This window comes from Tannerella serpentiformis (assembly GCF_003033925.1).
In the GTDB taxonomy this organism is placed as follows: domain Bacteria; phylum Bacteroidota; class Bacteroidia; order Bacteroidales; family Tannerellaceae; genus Tannerella; species Tannerella serpentiformis.
Map to the genome: position 1 here is coordinate 1,985,959 of NZ_CP028365.1, position 18,841 is coordinate 2,004,799.

Here is an 18,841-nt window from a genome sequence, read left to right on the forward strand (position 1 = left end):
TTGATACCTATTCTTTGATCTCTGCCATTAGCTTTTGCAACTCAATTACAGCTTGGCTGATAGTATTGCTCTGAGTCGTGATGCTTTCCATTAACTCTTGCAAGGAGTATTCCTCTTCCTCTCCTCCTGCTTTTATCCAAGTGATGTCAAGACTGGTCTTATCTCGCGTCAGAATATTGTCAATTGTGTATTTCCTCCAGCGACCAGCTGTTTTCGATGTCTCATTGTAGGTTTCCACTCGTGGAGAAGCATTGTAGCAAGCAACAAAGTCGTCAAGATGATGGCGATGTAATTTGTTGGTTGCCAATGTATGTTTTACATCTGTCCGATAGTCATAAAACCAAATATCCTTCGTTGGTTGCCCTTTGGAGAAGAATAGTACATTTGCCTTTACACCTTGTGCATAAAAAATACCGGTAGGTAATCTCAGGATGGTATGTAGATTAAAATCGCTTAGCAATTTTTCGCGAATAATCTCACCAGCTCCACCTTCAAAGAGTACATTATCTGGTAACACAACGGCAGCACGTCCTCCATTCTTCAACATCAGCATCATGTGTTGTAGGAAATTAAGCTGGTTGTTCTTGGTTTCTACATAGAAGTCGGGACGGTTGATGTCTACTGATCCTGCAGGGCGAGTACCAAATGGAGGATTGGCAAGAATGACATCTACCATTGTATCTGGCTCTTTTTCCAGAGAGTCTTCGCATGCTATTGGGCTTCGATTTGTACCAATGCCGTGCAAATACAAGTTCATCGAAGCTAACGTAACGACCAAAGGCGTGTTGTCCACACCATGCAAAGCATTGTTATTCAAGAAATCACGCTTTCCTTTATCTTGAGACTGCTCTTTCATATAGTCGTATGCAGCTAAAAGAAAACCGCCTGTACCACAAGCAGGGTCACATACCGTTTCGCCTATTTGTGGTTGGAGGCAATCAACCATAGCCTGTATTAACGGACGGGGGGTGAAGTATTGTCCGGCACCACTCTTCTTATCTTGTCCGTTCTTTTCCAAGATTCCCTCATAGATTGCACCTTTCACATCGCCATCCATTACGAGCCACTGTTGCTCATCAATCATGGAAATCACTTTTTTCAGATAGACAGGTTTGTCTATCTTATTCTGAGCTTTTGTGAATATCGTGCCTATCAAGTTATCTTGCTCGCTAAGTATTTTGAGTGTCTTCTCGTAGTGACTGAGCAAATCTAAACCATCCATTTCTTTTAGGTTAATCCACCTATAGCCTTCCGGAATAGATGATTCCTCCTCGAATAGTTCTTCGTTTTCTGCATCCATCTTGAGGAATAGCAGATAGGTAAGTTGCGTTACATAATCTGTATAGCCGACACCCTGTCCAGCCAATGTCGTTGCCAATTTCCAAACTTCTTTGGTTAAAGCTTGTTCTGTTGATATGTTAGTTGTCATATTACGCTACTTTTCTATAGATGATAAATTGAGCCAATGAAGATAACGCTTCATTGGCCATTTCTTTACCGGCAAAGGCTTTTATGAGTTGTGCAGCCAAAGACTTATCGTTTTCCTTGATTTCTGTGATCGCACAGTATCCATTAGATGCAATGAAGTTTTGTATTTCGTGCATCAATTCTATCTGCTTAGAGGATAACGGACGCTGAATCTGTCCGCACCAAAGATTGAATCGCTGTCCTGCCGATGGATATAGACTCTCAAGTTTTTCTATTTGATGAAAAGCAAAGCGAACAAGTTGTATGATGTTGGTCAAAGCTTCTTTCTCATCCCTTGTAGAATACCGTTTCACTGACTGCGGATTTATGATGGTGTACGAGTTCCAAAGCAAAGATTTATTGAATTTACTATTTACCCATTTTAGCTTGTTCTCCAAGTCTTTCAACATAGCATACGTAATTGGCTCTCCGTTGTTGTTGTAAATTAGTCGCAGAGCTTCTATTTCATCCTTGTGCTCCTTGCAATAGTTTTCGAAAGCAGAGGTCGTAGATTTTGCTTCCTCTTGTGAGAAACCTTTAGATATAAGCGTGTCTTCGCCAGGCATCAAGGTTTCAACAAAACCAGCATTCAATATTAGTAGGTATGTACGTGCATCAGGATGATTAGTAATACTTCGTACCAAAGCCTTACGCTCTGTATTAGGCTCATTTACGTTGATGTATGTAGGCAATGCGTTATTCTCAAGGGCTTTGAAGATATTTGAAGCTATCTCCATCATACTTTGATTTGCAAGGCGGGTAAATTCGGCTCGTTCTTTCTCCTCACACTTATGGTTGATACGAGATAGTCTGCTTGCCAATAAGCGTAAATAGTCATCGCTTACATTACCATGTGCAATCTTCTCCAGAAGTTCTTTCAAAGAAATCAGTTTGGTTGATGGTCCATCAGGAGGAGATACTATCGTTTTTTCATGCTCAGTTACTCCTACGGCATCTATCAAGAAGAAGCAATCCTTGCTATAAGCATTGGGAGTAACATTGCGCAGCTGTTCATCCCCAATAGTACGCACACCACGCCCTTTCATTTGGATATACAGAGACTCAGAAGCAACATCACGCATAAACATTACTACTTCAAGTGGCTTGATGTCTGTTCCTGTAGCCACTAAAGTACAAGTTACAGCAATACGGAAATCCTTGTCATTTCGGAATTGGCGTATCAGTTCATTACTATCTCCTGAAGAATAAGTGATTTTCTGCACAAAACGATTGTCTTTACGACAAAACACTTCTTTGGCAATCTGCACTATATTAGTAGCATGGCTCTCATTCAGTGCGAATATAAGCGTCTTTGGCAGATAATCCATATTAGGCTCACGCTGAGGGTCTGTGAACATTTCTGTGTACACTGCATCTCGATAGGTTTCCAAAATGAGTTTTATCTGTGCAGGATTGACAATACTTCTATTTAATTCCTCACGTGTGTAGTTTTTAGTTTCTTTATTATTGACAGTTTGAACCTGTCCTGTATAGCGCGTTTCCTTTTTTACATTTTCACCTTCAAGGATAGCTCCGCCATTTTCGGTAACCTGTGTTTTTATGCGATAAACACGACTATCAACATTCACTCCATCTACAATAGACTTTTCCAATGTGTAGTTTACGATGATATTGTTGTTGAAGAAAGCCTTTGTTTCTGGTATAGGGGTAGCCGTCAAACCTATCAATTTTGCTTTTGAGAAATAATCAAGTACTTTTCTCCAATTTCCATAGATGGAGCGGTGGCACTCATCAATGACAATCATATCAAAGAAGTCTGAGGGTAAATTGGGATTTTCAGGAAGTTCTATATCTCTATCCTTTATGTTTTCATCATCCTCGTCATTATCCTCTATTTCTTCTCCATTGAGTAAAGAGAAAAGGCGTTGTATCGTAGAAATCAAAACGTTGCTATCATTGGGGATTTTTGAGGACTTCAAACGATTCACCGTAAAGATAGTATTGAAAGGATCTCCAGTTTCTGTAAGTCTAAAAGTGCCAAACTCATTCTCGGCTTGCTTGCCTAAATTATTTCTGTCCACCAAAAACAGAATATGTCTCATCGGCGTAAAAGAGAGCATACGGTAGGCGGCAAGACAAGCCGTATAGGTTTTTCCTGCACCTGTGGCAAGCACCATCAACGCTCGTGATTCTCCCGCACGAAAACTCTTCTCTAATTCTGTGATAGCTCCAAACTGACAATCACGTAATCCTTTCGAACTAAGTGTTGGTAGACCTACATACTCATCGTGCAGTTCTAATATTTGGGCGATTTCCTTGGGGGTATGAATACGATTGCAAAATTCAAACTCGGGATTACCTTGACGAGAGTTGTAAAACATCAAGTCCTTGCTATTAGAAACGTATGCGATAGGAAGGGTAGGAAACCACGCCTGACACCAAGAAGGACAACTGCGAGTATATATTACGGCTTGTTCCTGAACGCCATCAGCGTTTATAGTAATCTCTGCTCGTTTGGCTTCCAATATCCCGATAGCTTTTCCATTGAGAAACAGTAGATAATCGGCTTCTCGATTACCTTTCATCATCCCCTCTTTTACAGCCACGGCAGTCATATTAGGAGCATAACCGCTCCTATCTACGACTTTCCAACCTGCTTCTTCAAACATTCTATCTATAACGACTCGTGCCTGTTCTTCTGGATGCATAACGTTATGTTCTTATAGTTTTGCATTATGAGTAACTCTGTTGTAAAAGAAAATCTTTGTACGACAACTAGTTGTTGTTACTCTTTGTTTGACCTAAGTCATTCTCTTACATCTACCCTCAATGTTTCTGCGATTTCAAGTAGATTTTCAAGAGATGGTTGTACTTTATTAGAACACCATCGAGAAACGGCATTCTCTGTGCGACCTATTTCGTTTGCCAGCCATTTGCCTGATACTTGCTTTTCTGCTAAGACTGCTTTAATCCTATTTATTGCCTTCATCTGTTGATTTTCTTCTCTTCTTTGTAGAATACAACAAGTACAAAGGTACACATTTAAGGTTATTGTTCCAAGCAAAACCGGAATTTATTATGCGGAATGATTGAAAAAATCATATTTTAATTATTTCTCTTCTAAGAATGATTATCTTTGCAATATCGAAACAGGGCTTTTTTGAAACATTACAGAATGAAGAGAGAAAGGGAAATTTGCTCGTTTCTTATTCGTTCCCTTTGGGTGAGTAGAATAATCAGTATTCACTCATTGACAAACACTTAAACTCCCATTCTCTTGTTTTATGGGGAGATTTGCGATTTCCGCACGGCAAAGGACATCGGCATCGACCGTCCGGAGAAGCGCGAGATCCTACACCACATCCCGCCGACGCCCGAGCAAGAGGCGTTCATTGGTAAGCTGATGGAGTTTGCCAAGACGGGTGATGCCACCCTCTTGGATCATGCCCCGCTGAGTGAAAAGGAGGAGAAGGCCAAGATGCTTATCGCCACAGACCTCGCCCGGAAAATGAGCCTCGATATGCGCATGATCGATCCGGTGAAATACTCGGATCACATCGACAACAAAGCCAGCCATTGCGCCAAGCTGCTCAGCGAGTACTATCGAAAGTATGACGAGCAGAAGGGTACGCAGTTCGTCTTCTCCGACCTCGGAACATACAAGCCGGGCGAATGGAACGTGTACTCGGAAATCAAACGCAAGCTCGTGGAGGATTACGGCATCCCCTCATCAGAGATTCGCTTCATCCAAGAATGCAAGAATGAGAAAGCCAAGAAAGCGATGGTAGAGGCCGTGAACCGTGGTGACATCCGTATCGTCTTCGGCTCGACATCCATGCTCGGCACGGGCGTGAATGCCCAGCAACGTGCGGTGGCAGTCCATCACCTCGATATAGCTTGGAGGCCTTCCGATCTCGAGCAGCGCAACGGGCGTGCCGTCCGTAAAGGCAACGAGGTGGCCAAACAGTTTGCCGATAATAAAGTGGACGTGATCATCTATGCCGTGGAGCGCTCGCTCGACAGTTACAAGTTCAACTTGCTGCACAACAAACAGCTCTTCATCAATCAACTCAAGACGAACACGCTCGGCAGTCGCTCCATCGACGAAGGTTCGATGGACGAGGACAGCGGCATGAACTTCTCAGAGTATGTGGCCGTGCTGTCGGGTAACACCGACCTACTCGAGAAAGCGAAGCTGGAGAAGAAGATTGTTACTTTGGAATCGGAGCGGAAGGGCTTCCTTAAAGAGCGCGATACCGCCGCAGCCAAGCTCGAGGAGATCAAGGGCTCTATCGCCTTCCATTCGGACAAGATCCGGGAAGCGCGGGCGGATCGAGCACATTTTGAGAGCCAGCTACAGCGTGACGCCGACGGGGTGCCGGTCAATAAGCTGTTGATAAAAGGTGTGCCGGACGGTGCGGATGTTAAGGTCGTGGCTGCGCGACTACAGGAGATCGCGGAGAAGGCGCGCACCGAAGGCGAGTACAATAAGATCGGTGAGATCTACGGGTTTCCAGTCATGGTGAAGACGGAGAGCACGGCAAAGAACCTTTTCGATTGTTCCGTCAATCGCTTTTTCGTGCAGGGCCGCAGCGGCATCCTCTATACCTATAACAATGGTCGTCTGGCCGCTGATCCGAAGCTCGCCTGCCAAAACTTCCTGAACGCACTAGAGCGGATCCCGAGAGTCATCGAGACGCACGAGAGGGAGTTGGCCAAGACGAAGGAGCAGATTCCAGCCTTCGAGGCAGCCGCCTCAGGCGTCTGGCGGAAAGAGGACGAGCTGCGTACGCTGAAGAGGAACGCGGCGGAGCTGGATCGGAAGATTGCACTCTCACTTGCACCACCGACGCCGCCGGAAAAAGAGGAGCAGGCAGCGGACAAGAACGTGGTCGGGCAAGGGAATAATGCCCGCTTTCATCAAACGGACAAGGTGAAGCAGGACGTAGCGAGTCGTGTGGTGATTGGGAAGGTGGGATGGAGATAAACAGGCCCTGTTTACCCTTGCGCAGGCCTCTGCCGAGGCAGGGAAGTTTGCCTGATACAAGAGAGGGTGGAAATAGCCTTGTACCCAGCCAAACTTCGCAGGCGGCCGCAGCCGCCCCCAAACAGGCACCTGTTTAGCTTCGTGCAGACTGCAGGACACCAAACAGAGGTTGGTTTTGAGGCAAAGGTTATCGTGATCTGATTACCATTGCACCATTTTTACGCAGAAGAGCAGGTGTGATTCCGGTCAGTTACTCATCGGACTCCTAATCTTTTTGAGCTCCCGGACCTTTCGATCTTTTTCATTTGATGTCCACCTCTCGGAACCGCCTCTGCAACTCCTCTATACGAAGCAGCAATTGGCGAAAAGGCAATTTATCCCCGTAGACAAACGCGTCTTGCAGTGCCTTATAGTCGCTTTCCCACGTTTTCAGGCTCCTCTCGGGAGGATAGAAAGCGATTCGATCCGGATAATTCTTGTCGTAGTCTGCATAAGAAACGTGATAGGACTTCCTGCGATGTTCGACGATGGCTTTGTAAAGCTCCGCATCAGCCAGTGCCTGCATACCAAATTCGGTATCCATCAACCGCTCCAAGTCATATAGGTGTCGGCTCATCCGCAAGCTGCGAGGCGCTTCTTTCTGAAATTCTTCGCAGAGCAGGAAGGCCTTTTCCAAGAATGTTCTGGAGGGAAGCACGATGGGAATGACGGCCGAGGTGTCTCGGTCGGCACGTGGAAACGCATCGCTGATCAAGGTTGTAATCTCCTTTACCTCAAAAGGTCCCTTCATGGATAGACAGCTGATTTCCACTTTGACTGCTGGCCGCACATAGTCGGAGGTCGTTTCGATGACGGACGGGTACTCGATGATGATCTCCGTCGGATCGCTATCGGTAGACACCTTGTTGCCGCCCTGTTCCACCACCGGATAAATCCGATAGCCGGACAGCCCCATCGCCTCCATTCGGCAATCTATGTCTCCGACCAACATATCGACAACGTAACGTCGGCATTGCTTGCGCAACATCTTTAGCTGGTTGTTGTTTTCGACTGTTTCCCTGAAATATTGATGGTCGATAGAGAGGTCAATGTCTTCGCTGAATCGCTGGATCAGCTTCCAGCCCTTGCTCAAGCTCGTGCCGCCTTTGAACAGTAGAGAAGCGGCGCACTCCGTTTGGAATATGGCCTTCAGCGTCATCGTTACCCACTAGTCTTTTTCGATCGCATATTCCGGAAGACTTTCCGCCTCGGCCGTTTGACAGAGTATGATCCGCCGATCCCCTATGGAATGAGACAGCCAGTTCATTCTTGAAGTGCTTTGGTCGTTTGGGTAATGATTTTCTTGATCCATAAGGGAGCCAGCGCCAAGTCGTGTTCGAAGGTTTCCGGCTCATTATAGCTGCTTAGCAACTCCTTGATTCGAGTTCGCTGTCGGTCAGTCAGGTTGCCACGGCCGATCGACTTCATGGCTTGAATCAGTGTGGGGATCAATTTGCCTTTGTAGGCAAAGTTCCTCGGTGCACTGCGTTTGAATACGATCCGGGTATTTCCTAATACGATGCTTCGAGCCGATCCGGTGGTCAAATACACATGGTTCAGGGGAATCTGCGTGGATAGCCCTAAGCGATTTTCAGCTGTTTGCCCCGTTGGCATGATTTGTGCGTGATCTCGCCTAGCAATGGCGCGGACGATCTGCTCGATGCTCGGCTTGACCATCCCGAAATCGGTTTCGCGAGGCTTATAGTATACACCGGTAGCCAGCCGAGCTAATTTCTTTTGATCTACGAGCCTCGATAAGACGCGACTGATAAATACGTCATTTCCCGAACGGGAAAAGTCAGACACGAAGAAGACCTCCCCATGCGGAGCGTCTTCGATCCGTGCTGCAATACTGTCAGTGATATACATATGTCTTGAAGAGAGTGCAACGATTACGGCGCAAAGGTTGATCGTTTTTGCAAAACTTTCTACCTCTCATTGCGATTCTCCGACTTTTTGAACGCCAAGATGCCTTCGGCGGGGAAGTAGCGGCGGTTGCCGATCTTGACGGAGGGTAGCATACCTTTCTTCCCCCAAATTAGGGCCGTCTTGTGGTGGATGCGCAGGATACGAGCCGCATCGAAGGCGTCGTAATATTTCGGTTCATCTGGTTTGGTTTTCATCTTGTTCGTCATTTCTTCAATGTGTAATGGTTGTCTTTCTGTAGCTCTATCAGGCCGCTCTCTTGCATGTGGCGGATGTAGTCTTTGGCGGTCCGCTCTTTTACTTCTACTGTCTGCATGATCAATCGAAGAAGCTCGTCATGCGAGAGGCGGTCACGCTCACGGAACACTTCGCGGGCGATCAGCGACAGCTCAGCCGTCTTGCGTCGCTCACGCTCTTCTTCCGACTTCTCGCCGCGGGAGACGTGCATGTCTTGCTGCTTGTCCCACCCGAAGAGCATGATCGGGACATCAAGCGGACTGCCGTCGCGCACCTTCAAAGCCTTGACGACCGACAGTGCTGGATTGTCGTCCTTCTCTATCGACAGGATGGCGGCCGACTTTCGTTGCAGTTCCGAGCCGATATGTCCGCGTAGCTTGATGCCGTTGGGGACGAAGTGGAGTACGCAAAGGATACATGTGTGGTAGATGCCCGCCAGCCGATAGAGCTCGTCCACCACAGCGATGCTCTCGGCTTCGTCGTTGGCTGAACGGATCAGGTTTGCGATGCCGTCAATGACAACAAGGTGGATGCCGCCATGCCGATGATGGTAGAGGTCGAGGCTGTCTTTGATGAGCTGCAAGCGATCCTTGCGAGAGAGTGCAGCGAGGAAAACAGGGTGGTAAAAGAAAAGGAGACTGTGGACAAGATTGTGCAAAGGCACTCTCTTAGTCTCTTAGAGAGCTAACCTTCGCATACGTGCAAAAGCATCCACGTACAAACAGAGTGAGCACTTCACTCATATGGGGGTTGTAAATACACAGGAAGTACAGCTTTTAATAATTGAAAAAAGAGAAGAGAATGCAGGTACAACTGCCGAAGCCAAATGAATTGGCCTTGTCTATCCCGTTGATCTGATAGGTCAGGGGAAATGTTCCAGCCCGTATAAACACTTGCTTCTTCCATGTCTTTTACTCCGTTTGTTCGTCTAACTGAGAGCAAATGTAAACCGTATTCTGAACACAAAAAAGGTGCTTTTTCTTTTCCCCATAAGGATATAGACCCGTCTGCAAGCAGAAAGTCGGCGGATAACACGCCTAAAGAGGCAGGCAATCTTTTTAGGCATCATTCGGGGAAAGGGACGTCTCCCCAAAGGGGCCATTCCCAAAAACACCTCCACAGGTGGATACCCTCCGAGAATACGGTAGCAGGCAGCATGTGCAGGTTTTGTGCCTAAAGGCAGAGACCTATCCCCATAAGGTAAAAACATCACCACAGGCAGAGACCCTCCAAGATGGCGGCAGCAGGTTTGCGGGCTTTACGCCCAAGGTCAAAACCTGTGCGACAACATTCCGTCATTCGCACAGAGCACAGAGATGATAGACCCCATCCTGATTTTTGTCTTCATCTTGGGGGTGCAGTATTCAAACCCCTTCTGGGTGCACGGGCACGTCCCCCCTTAAAGGGGGACGTGCACCGTGACACATGAAGAGGGGTATGAGACTGCAGAGAAAAAGAGATTACGTGATTTGAAAAGAGAAGCATCCTGCATGGATCAATTAACAACTTTGCTATCAATACATTACGTGGTAAAATAGAGATGATCTACCTTGTCATTTCACGACATTTGACCGTTATGACTATGGGGAAAAGACCGTTTACACCTGCTTTCGTTGGTCACGAATAGGGCACCCAAAGAGCAATCGAGAGAAGATTGTAGTGTTCTGCGCATATGAAAGTCGCAGCAAAACGGCAACGTTCTCACGAGGGAAAACTATCTTTGCGGGCAGAAAGTGAGTGTTCTCATGTTATACATGAACAAAGCAGGTCGAAGCACTTAGCTCATTACCTAATCGTTACCTATTCCCTTTTATGTTATAGGTAATATTCTCCCATTCAGATAGATAGATTCTCGATGCAGAGTTCCTGCAGAGGCCAAAAAGTTTTTCGCGGCGTTTGCAGCATTCCTGCAAAGTCCAAAAAGTTTTTCGTGACACTTGCAGCATTCCTGCAATCATTTCCAAAAGCTATTTAGCCGTCGCGAGGCTTTCAGAGATGCTCTCTGCAGGCCTTTTTCTTACATCGAACTCCGCAGCTCTCCAGTTCACTCTCCCCTATGCGTTTGACCTCTGCTAACTGATGGAGAGCACTGGAGAGCTATGGCTTTTGACACGGCTTCCTTGACTGAAAAGCACGTCGTTTGGCACTAAAATGGGCTATGGAAACAGAATCTTGTCGAGTTTGGGTCGCTTTTAATAAGTGGAACAAGCCTCACTTCAGGAATATGCGACGTCCCCATTGTTGATGGTTTCCGTCGTAATCATTTGCTTTGCGAGAGCAATTTTCATAGACAAACCATCATGAAAACAATAGAGACAACCAAAGATCAAAGAGAACAGACAGCGGGAACTTCCCTGCCTTTATCGTTTGAGACTCGGCGAACGGCTCGCCAGAGTCATACACACCGTTTTAACTCCGGCAAGTTGCTTACCGAAACTCTTCATTCTCAACGCCCACTTCTGTTTACCCTTCTACTCCTATTATTCATCAGCTATCTGTGTGCATCGGCCACGCCAGCTCCAGCCCATCCCGGCGACATAGTGATCAACGAGGTTATGGCCTCGCCGAAGGGAGCCAAAGGATTACCGGAGACGGATTACGTAGAACTGTACAACACAACGGATCACACGATCTCACTCAAGGGCTGGAGTTTTATCTATGACGGGACTGTGATCCGCTTGCCTGACGTACCTCTTGCCGCGAATCGTTACGCCGTGCTTTATCGCAAGGGGAAAAGTCTGCCATTGAACAAGAAGGTATTGGGATTGGGGTTTAGCAACTTTCCGCTCAATATGTCTGACGAGGGAAAACAGCTGGCCTTGAAAGATCCATCGGGTACGGTGATTCATAGCTACACTTACCCGAAAGCCGAGGCTGGCCGATCCATCGAGCGCAGTGAAGGCGACAAGTGGCATCTCTCGACCGATCCGCGTGGCGGTACACCGGGCGAAGAGAACTCTGTGGCGCCATCTGTTCCCACGCCTAAGCCAGACGATCCGGCTACGTCGCCAGATACACCGTCAGCACCACCCTCGTCGCCCTCCGATACGGTTAAGTCCGGCGACATAGTGATCAACGAGGTTATGGCCTCGCCGAAGGGAGCCAAAGGATTACCAGAGACGGATTACGTGGAGTTGTACAACACAACGGATCATACGATCTCACTCAAGGGCTGGAGTTTTATCTATGACGGGACCGTGATCCGCTTGCCTGACGTGCCTCTTGCCGCGAATCGTTACGCCGTGCTTTATCGCAAGGGGAAAAGTCTGCCATTGAACAAGAAGGTGTTGGGATTGGGGTTTAGCAACTTTCCGCTCAATATGTCTGACGAGGGAAAACAGCTGACTCTAAAAGATTCATCGGGTACGGTAATTCATAGCTACACCTACCCGAAAGCCAAGGCTGGCCGATCCATCGAGCGCGGTGAAGGCGATAAGTGGCATCTCTCGTCCGATCCGCGTGGCGGTACACCGGGCGAAGAGAACTCTGTGGCGCCATCTGTTCCCACGCCTAAGCCAGACGATCCGGCTACGTCGCCAGATACACCGTCAGCACCACCCTCGTCGCCCTCCGATACGGTTAAGTCCGGCGACATAGTGATCAACGAGGTTATGGCCTCGCCGAAGGGAGCCAAAGGATTACCAGAGACGGATTACGTGGAGTTGTACAACACAACGGATCATACGATCTCACTCAAGGGCTGGAGTTTTATCTATGACGGGACCGTGATCCGCTTGCCTGACGTGCCTCTTGCCGCGAATCGTTACGCCGTGCTTTATCGCAAGGGGAAAAGTCTGCCATTGAACAAGAAGGTGTTGGGATTGGGGTTTAGCAACTTTCCGCTCAATATGTCTGACGAGGGAAAACAGCTGACCTTGAAAGATTCATCGGGTACAGTGATCCATAGCTACACCTACCCGAAAGCCAAGGCTGGCCGATCCATCGAGCGCAGTGAAGGCGACAAGTGGCATCTCTCGTCCGATCCGCGTGGCGGTACACCGGGCGAGGAAAACTCGGAGGGTGCGCCGGACAAGCCAGACAAACCCGAGAGGGAAAAATCTTCCCCCGGTGATGTGCTGATTAATGAAGTGATGGCTGATCCACACGGATTGACAAAGCTCCCTGCTACGGAGTACGTGGAGCTGCATAACACGACCGATCATGAGATAAACCTTGAAGGCTGGGCCTTTGTGTATGACAAAACATCCATCCCGCTCCCCGACGCTGAACTCCCGGCTGGCGGTTATGCTGTGTTATATAAAGCAGGTCGTGAGATTAGTGTAGCAGACGGCGCTGCGGAAGTCGCGGTGAAGCGTTTCCCTGCCAATATGATCAACGCGGGTAAGCCGTTGGCCTTGAAAGATCCATCTGGGACGGTGATCCATAGCTACACTTATCCAAAAGCCAAGGCAGGCCGATCTATCGAGCGTGGTGAAGGCGATACGTGGCATCTCTCGACCGATCCGCGTGGCGGTACACCGGGCGAAGAGAACTCGGAGGATACGCTTGACAAGCCAGACAAACCGGAGAAGGAAAAGTCTTCCCCCGGTGATGTGCTGATCAATGAAGTGATGGCTGACTCGCGCGGACTGACGAAGCTCCCTGCTACGGAGTACGTGGAGCTGCATAACACGACCGATCACGAGATAAACCTCGAAGGCTGGACCTTCGTGTATGACAAGACATCTATTCCGCTTCCCGACGCCGAACTCCCTGCTGGCGGTTATGCCGTATTGTATAAAGCGGGGCGTGAGATTAGTGTGGCTGACGGTGCTGCGGAGGTAGCAGTGAAGCGTTTCCCGGCTAACATGATTAACGCGGGTAAGCCGTTGGCCTTGAAAGATCCATCGGGCACGGTGATCCATAGCTACGCTTATCCGAAAGCTAAGGCAGGCCGATCCATCGAGCGCGGTGAAGGCGATACGTGGCATCTCTCATCCGATCCGCGTGGCGGCACACCCGGTGAAGAGAACTCGGAAGGTGTGCCTGATAAGCCAGACAAACCGGAGAAGGAAAAGTCTTCCCCCGGTGATGTCCTGATTAATGAAGTGATGGCTGACCCGCACGGATTGACAAAGCTCCCTGCCACGGAGTACGTGGAGCTGCATAACACGACCGATCACGAGATAAACCTTGAAGGCTGGACGTTTGTGTATGACAAGACGTCTATTCCGCTCCCCGATGTCGAACTTTCGGCTGGGGGTTATGCCGTGTTGTATAAAGCGGGGCGTGAGATCAGTGTGGCTGACGGTGCTGCGGAGGTCGCGGTGAAGCGTTTCCCTGCCAATATGGTCAACGCAGGTAAGCTGTTGACCTTGAAAGATCCATCGGGCACGGTGATCCATAGCTACACCTACCCGAAAGCCAAGGCTGGCCGATCCATCGAGCGCGGAGAAGGCGACAAGTGGCATCTCTCGTCCGATCCGCGTGGCGGCACACCGGGCGAGGAAAACTCGGAGGGTGCGCCTGACAAACCGGATGAACCAGAGAAGGAAAAATCTTCCCCCGGCGATGTGCTGATCAATGAAGTGATGGCTGACCCACGCGGACTGACGAAACTCCCTGCTACGGAGTACGTGGAGCTGCATAACACGACCGATCACGAGATTAACCTCGAAGGCTGGGCCTTTGTGTATGACAAGACGTCTATTCCACTCCCCGACACTGAACTCCCGGCTGGCGGTTATGCCGTGTTGTATAAAGCAGGGCGTGAGATTAGTGTAGCTGACGGTGCAGCGGAAGTCGCGGTGAAGCGTTTCCCGGCTAACATGATTAACGCGGGTAAGCCATTGGCATTGAAAGATCCATCAGGCACGGTGATCCATAGCTACACCTATCCGAAAGCCAAGGCAGGCCGATCCATCGAGCGCGGTGAAGGCGACAAGTGGCATCTCTCGTTCGATCCGCGCGGCGGTACACCGGGCGAGGAAAACTCAGAGGGTGCGCCGGACAAGCCAGACAAACCCGAGAAGGAAAAGTCTTCCCCCGGCGATGTGCTGATCAATGAAGTGATGGCTGACCCACGTGGACTGACGAAGCTCCCAGCTACGGAGTACGTGGAGCTGCATAACACGACCGATCACGAGATAAACCTCGAAGGCTGGGCCTTTGTGTATGACAAGACATCTATCCCGCTCCCCGACGCTGAACTCCCTGCTGGTGGTTATGCTGTGTTGTATAAAGCGGGGCGTGAGATCAGTGTGGCTGACGGTGCTGCGGAGGTAGCGGTGAGGCGTTTCCCGGCCAATATGATCAACACGGGCAAGCCGTTGGCCTTGAAAGATCCATCGGGTACGGTGATCCATAGCTACACTTACCCGAAAGCCAAGGCTGGCCGATCCATCGAGCGCGGTGAAGGCGACAAGTGGCATCTCTCGTCCGATCCGCGTGGCGGTACACCGGGCGAGGAGAACTCGGAGGGTGCACCTGACAAACCCGACGAACCGGATGAACCCAATAAGCCGAATGAACCAGACGCTACGGGGCAAGTGGAGCCGAGGGAGATCATCCTCAACGAAATACTCTTCGACCCGCAGCCGCGCGGCAGCGAGTATATCGAGCTATACAACCGATCCGACCGGACGCTGTCAACCCATGGACTGGCCATCGCACTCCGCAAAAGTGATGGACACCTTGGCACGCGTCACTCACTCACCTCGCTTGCCACGACCCTCGCACCGGGTGACTACCTCGTTCTAACGTCCGATCCCAACGGAGTGACCAGCCTCATCCGTACGCCTGCCCTCGACGCCATCCGCCGATTCAAGCTGCCTGCGCTGAATAATCAGGGGGCTACGATCGTCCTGCTCCGGACGGCCGACAGCACCGTGGTCGATGAGGTGACCTATTCCGCGAAGTGGCATAGTAGCGCAGTTAAAATCCGGAGGGGTGTGGCGCTGGAGCGTATCAGCCCCGATGGCAGCTCGCAAGAGGCCGCTAACTGGACATCGGCCAGCTCTGAAACGGGTTATGGTACGCCGGGCTATAAGAACTCACAGTCCGGAACGTCGTCACAAATCGAGGAGGGTGCGACGATCAGTGAGCCGGAATACAATGCCTCCACACGTGACTACCTGATTCGCTACCGGATGGACAAGCCCGACTATCGATGTCAGATGGCAGTCTATTCGAGCAATGGCCAAAAGATGGCTGTAATCGCCAACAACCAGCTGCTGACCTCCGAAGGCGAGATCCGCTGGGATGGTGCAGGCCTCTCTCCTGGCGTCTATGTCTTCTATGTCGAGCTCTATCATCCCGACGGCAGCAGCCAGCATATCAGGAAGCCCCTTCTGGTACATTAACCCCCATCGGTCATAAGGGAAGAAGTAACCCTGAGGGTTTCGCCCTTGGACGGTCGTCGGAGCCCTGAACCCTGAGGGTTTTATCCTCGGACGGTCGTCGGAGCCCTGAACCCTGAGGGTTTTGCCCTCGGACGGTCGTCGGAGCTCTGAACCCTGAGGGTTTTGCCCTCGGACGGTCGTCGGAGCTCTGAACCCTGAGGGTTTTGCCCTCGGACGGTCGTCGGAGCTCTGAACCCTGAGGGTTTTGCCCTCGGACGGTCGTCGGAGCTCTGAACCCTGAGGGTTTGGCCTTCGGACGGTCGTCGGAGCTCTGAACCCTGAGGGTTTCGCCCTTGGACGGTCGTCGGAGCCCTGAACCCTGAGGGTTTTGCCCTCGGACGGTCGTCGGAGCATAAGCGTAGGTCCATATGAAAAGCGCCCGGCCTTACATCTTGCGTGTAAAGTCGGGCGCCTTCTTTTTGTGTAAGCTGTTATTGGAATAATTCGTGTGGAGCATAGCGGACTCGAACCGCTCACCTCGACACTGCCAGTGTCGCGCTCTAGCCAGATGAGCTAATGCCCCTTCGGTTAAGACGGCGCAAATATAGATCTTTCCTTCAGACGCCCTAATTTTGATCCAAAATTCATTCGAATAGATATGCTTGTTTTCTACACCACGTTCCATTTCTCAAACCAGACCTATGAGGATGGACTAAACTATTTGCGAACGACCCTTTTGCCTGCCATCGGGCAGCACCCAGAGTTCCATACGCTGCGTTTGCAGCGCATTCTGCACGAAGTCGAGGACAGCAACGGCCGATCCGTATCCATGCAGTTTTGTGTCCCAGACGAAGCCGCGTTGCATCGTTGGTTAGAGGCTTCCGGCGACGAACTGCTGCAGGCCGTCGCAAAGCGATATGGCACAGAGGTAGCCTATTTCTCCACCCTTTTGGAGGAGTTGGCGCTGCAATGAAACTTCCGGAACAGACCGCGGAGCGCGTCATCATTGGCATCGACCCGGGCACAGTCGTGATGGGCTACGGCGTGCTCATCGTCCGAGGCCGCACGACGGCCTTAGTGACGATGGGGGTGCTGAAGCTCGACCGCTACGAGAATCATTATCTCCGCCTGCACCGCATCTATCAGAAGGTGCTTGCCCTGATGGACGAGTATCACCCCGACGAGATGGCGATCGAGGCGCCCTTCTTTGGGAAGAACGTGCAGAGTATGCTCAAGCTCGGACGTGCGCAGGGTGCGGCCATCGCGGCGGCCTTGAATCGCGAGATCCCCATCTTTGAATATGCCCCGCTGAAGATCAAAATGGCTATCACCGGCAATGGTCAGGCGTCCAAGGAGCAAGTGGCAGGCATGCTGCAGCGCATCCTACACATCCCCGAGGCCGACATGCTCCCCCAGCTGGACGCTACGGATGGCCTCGCCGCCGCCTATTGCCACTATATGCAAACCACCCGGCCCATGCCTGAAAAAGCATACGCCGGGTGGAAAGATTTCATCGCCAAGAATCCGGGTAAAGTCCGCGGATTATAGGCGGGAGACTGACAGGCTTAGACAATACCTTGCGCCATCATTGCGCGGGCTACCTTCATGAAGCCGGCGATGTTGGCACCCTTTACATAGTTGATGTATTTGCCTTCGCGTCCGTGAACAACGCACTGTTCGTGGATGCTGCTCATGATCTGGTGCAGACGTTCGTCTACTTCAGCAGCCGTCCAAGAGAGGTGCATAGCGTTCTGTGTCATTTCGAGGCCAGAGGTAGCTACGCCACCGGCATTGACAGCCTTACCCGGCGCAAACAGCTGCTGGTTCTCCAGGAACAGGTCGACAGCCTCAGCGGTGCATCCCATGTTAGAGATCTCGGCTACGCAGAGCGTCTTGTTGTTGATCAAGGCGCGAGCGTCGTCAGCGTTGAGCTCGTTCTGGGTGGCACAAGGCAGCGCGATGTCTACCTTCTGCTCCCACGGACGTTTGCCTGCGGTGAAGGTAGCTTCCTTGAACTTGTCAGCGTACGGAGCCACGATGTCGTTACCCGATGCGCGGAGCTCCAGCATATAGTTGATCTTCTCACCCGAAACGCCAGCCGGATCGTAGATATATCCGTCAGGACCGGAGATGGTAACCACCTTCGCGCCCAGCTCAGTAGCCTTCGTTACGGCACCCCAAGCCACGTTACCAAAGCCTGAAACGGCTACGGTCTTGCCCTTGATGTCGTGTCCGTGCTCGCGGAGCATCTGGTTGACGAAATAGAGACCGCCGAAGCCCGTAGCTTCCGGACGGAGGATCGATCCGCCGAACTCCATGCCCTTGCCGGTGAGTGTGCCGGTGTGTTCGCGGGCGAGCTTCTTATACATGCCGTAGAGATAGCCTACTTCACGTGCGCCAACGCCGATGTCACCAGCGGGGACGTCGGTGTCGGGGCCAATATTACGCCAGAGCTCGAGCATGAACGACTGACAGAATCGCATGACTTCAGCGTCGCTACGTCCGCGGAATACGAAGTCTGCACCGCCCTTGCCGCCGCCCATGGGGAGGGTGGTAAGAGCGTTTTTGAAGGTCTGCTCGAAGCCGAGGAATTTGAGGATGGAGAGATTCACGGATGGATGGAAGCGGAGGCCACCTTTGTACGGGCCGATCGCGTTGTTGAATTGGACGCGGTAACCCAAGTTTACGTGCACTTCGCCTTGGTCGTCGACCCAGGGCACACGGAAAGTGAAGATGCGATCGGGCTCGACAAGACGCTCGATGATTTTCGCTTTCTCAAACTCTGGATGCTCGTTGTAGACGCCCTCAATAGAGGTGAGTACTTCTTTCACGGCCTGCAGGTATTCCTTTTCACCAGGATGCTTGGCCTCTAATGATGACAGAATTTCTTCGGTTTTCATGTTTATATGTTTTTTAAACGTGCACAAATGTAAGCCCTTTCCAA

Annotated in this window: 10 protein-coding genes, 1 tRNA gene and 2 pseudogenes; 4 read left to right on the forward strand and 9 right to left on the reverse strand. The window is 50.5% G+C overall.

Features of this window, described 5'->3' with window-relative positions:
• Positions 1-7 precede the first annotated feature (7 nt).
• The 3 genes from C7123_RS08350 to C7123_RS08360 all read right to left on the reverse strand — a co-directional run bounded on the left by C7123_RS08350 (position 8) and on the right by C7123_RS08360 (position 4,417).
• Positions 8-1,429, reverse strand: a complete 1,422-nt coding sequence (locus tag C7123_RS08350) for a type I restriction-modification system subunit M (protein ID WP_069174720.1) — start codon at positions 1,427-1,429, stop codon at positions 8-10.
• Between the two features lies 1 nt (position 1,430).
• The gene (locus C7123_RS08355) at positions 1,431-4,136 is read right to left on the reverse strand and encodes a type I restriction endonuclease subunit R (RefSeq protein ID WP_069174721.1); all 2,706 of its coding nucleotides are present in this window, start codon (positions 4,134-4,136) and stop codon (positions 1,431-1,433) included.
• A 98-nt stretch (positions 4,137-4,234) separates the two neighbouring features.
• A complete protein-coding gene (locus tag C7123_RS08360) occupies positions 4,235-4,417 on the reverse strand; it encodes a helix-turn-helix transcriptional regulator (protein WP_083206784.1) in 183 nt (60 codons plus the stop codon).
• A gap of 291 nt (positions 4,418-4,708) precedes the next feature.
• Here C7123_RS08360 and C7123_RS08365 point away from each other — a divergent pair.
• Positions 4,709-6,277 (forward strand): annotated as a pseudogene (locus tag C7123_RS08365) (helicase-related protein); the annotation flags it as partial.
• A 439-nt stretch (positions 6,278-6,716) separates the two neighbouring features.
• Here C7123_RS08365 and C7123_RS08370 read toward each other — a convergent pair.
• From C7123_RS08370 to C7123_RS08385, 4 genes and pseudogenes are all read right to left on the reverse strand, one after another.
• Entirely contained in the window at positions 6,717-7,613 is an 897-nt protein-coding gene (locus C7123_RS08370; RefSeq protein ID WP_317046569.1) for a nucleotidyl transferase AbiEii/AbiGii toxin family protein, read from the reverse strand.
• 104 nt (positions 7,614-7,717) lie between these two features.
• Positions 7,718-8,323, reverse strand: a complete 606-nt coding sequence (locus tag C7123_RS08375) for a DUF6088 family protein (RefSeq protein WP_037985216.1) — start codon at positions 8,321-8,323, stop codon at positions 7,718-7,720.
• A 59-nt stretch (positions 8,324-8,382) separates the two neighbouring features.
• Positions 8,383-8,577, reverse strand: coding sequence for a helix-turn-helix domain-containing protein (locus C7123_RS08380; RefSeq protein WP_237269302.1), 195 nt, complete (start codon positions 8,575-8,577; stop codon positions 8,383-8,385).
• A gap of 8 nt (positions 8,578-8,585) precedes the next feature.
• Positions 8,586-9,245, reverse strand: a pseudogene (locus C7123_RS08385) (bifunctional DNA primase/helicase); the annotation flags it as partial.
• Between the two features lie 1,672 nt (positions 9,246-10,917).
• Between C7123_RS08385 and C7123_RS08390 the strand changes: the two are divergent.
• Entirely contained in the window at positions 10,918-15,918 is a 5,001-nt protein-coding gene (locus C7123_RS08390) for a lamin tail domain-containing protein (protein WP_083206785.1), read from the forward strand.
• Positions 15,919-16,406: 488 nt separating this feature from the next.
• Here the strand turns inward: C7123_RS08390 and C7123_RS08395 are convergent.
• Positions 16,407-16,480, reverse strand: a tRNA-Ala gene (locus C7123_RS08395).
• A gap of 75 nt (positions 16,481-16,555) precedes the next feature.
• Between C7123_RS08395 and C7123_RS08400 the strand changes: the two genes are divergently transcribed.
• Both C7123_RS08400 and ruvC read left to right on the forward strand, forming a co-directional pair.
• Complete coding sequence (locus tag C7123_RS08400) at positions 16,556-16,870, forward strand: DUF4286 family protein (protein ID WP_069174724.1); 315 nt, start codon at positions 16,556-16,558, stop codon at positions 16,868-16,870.
• Positions 16,867-17,445, forward strand: a complete 579-nt coding sequence (gene ruvC, locus C7123_RS08405; RefSeq protein ID WP_038012042.1) for a crossover junction endodeoxyribonuclease RuvC — start codon at positions 16,867-16,869, stop codon at positions 17,443-17,445. The genes C7123_RS08400 and ruvC overlap by 4 nt, the downstream gene beginning before the upstream one ends.
• A 17-nt stretch (positions 17,446-17,462) precedes the next feature.
• On the opposite strand, the gene gdhA is transcribed toward ruvC, so the two are convergent.
• Positions 17,463-18,797, reverse strand: coding sequence for an NADP-specific glutamate dehydrogenase (gene gdhA, locus C7123_RS08410; RefSeq protein ID WP_037997802.1), 1,335 nt, complete (start codon positions 18,795-18,797; stop codon positions 17,463-17,465).
• Between the last annotated feature and the right edge of the window lie 44 nt (positions 18,798-18,841).

Excerpts from the sequence above, each read along its gene's own strand:
- C7123_RS08360 (WP_083206784.1), bottom strand. The coding sequence starts at position 4,417 with ATGAAGGCAATAAATAGGATTAAAGCAGTCTTAGCAGAAAAGCAAGTA.
- C7123_RS08370 (WP_317046569.1), bottom strand. The coding sequence starts at position 7,613 with ATGACGCTGAAGGCCATATTCCAAACGGAGTGCGCCGCTTCTCTACTG.
- C7123_RS08350 (WP_069174720.1), bottom strand. The coding sequence starts at position 1,429 with ATGACAACTAACATATCAACAGAACAAGCTTTAACCAAAGAAGTTTGG.
- C7123_RS08390 (WP_083206785.1), top strand. The coding sequence starts at position 10,918 with ATGAAAACAATAGAGACAACCAAAGATCAAAGAGAACAGACAGCGGGA.
- gdhA (WP_037997802.1), bottom strand. The coding sequence starts at position 18,797 with ATGAAAACCGAAGAAATTCTGTCATCATTAGAGGCCAAGCATCCTGGT.
- C7123_RS08400 (WP_069174724.1), top strand. The coding sequence starts at position 16,556 with ATGCTTGTTTTCTACACCACGTTCCATTTCTCAAACCAGACCTATGAG.
- C7123_RS08380 (WP_237269302.1), bottom strand. The coding sequence starts at position 8,577 with ATGAAAACCAAACCAGATGAACCGAAATATTACGACGCCTTCGATGCG.
- C7123_RS08375 (WP_037985216.1), bottom strand. The coding sequence starts at position 8,323 with ATGTATATCACTGACAGTATTGCAGCACGGATCGAAGACGCTCCGCAT.
- ruvC (WP_038012042.1), top strand. The coding sequence starts at position 16,867 with ATGAAACTTCCGGAACAGACCGCGGAGCGCGTCATCATTGGCATCGAC.
- C7123_RS08355 (WP_069174721.1), bottom strand. The coding sequence starts at position 4,136 with ATGCATCCAGAAGAACAGGCACGAGTCGTTATAGATAGAATGTTTGAA.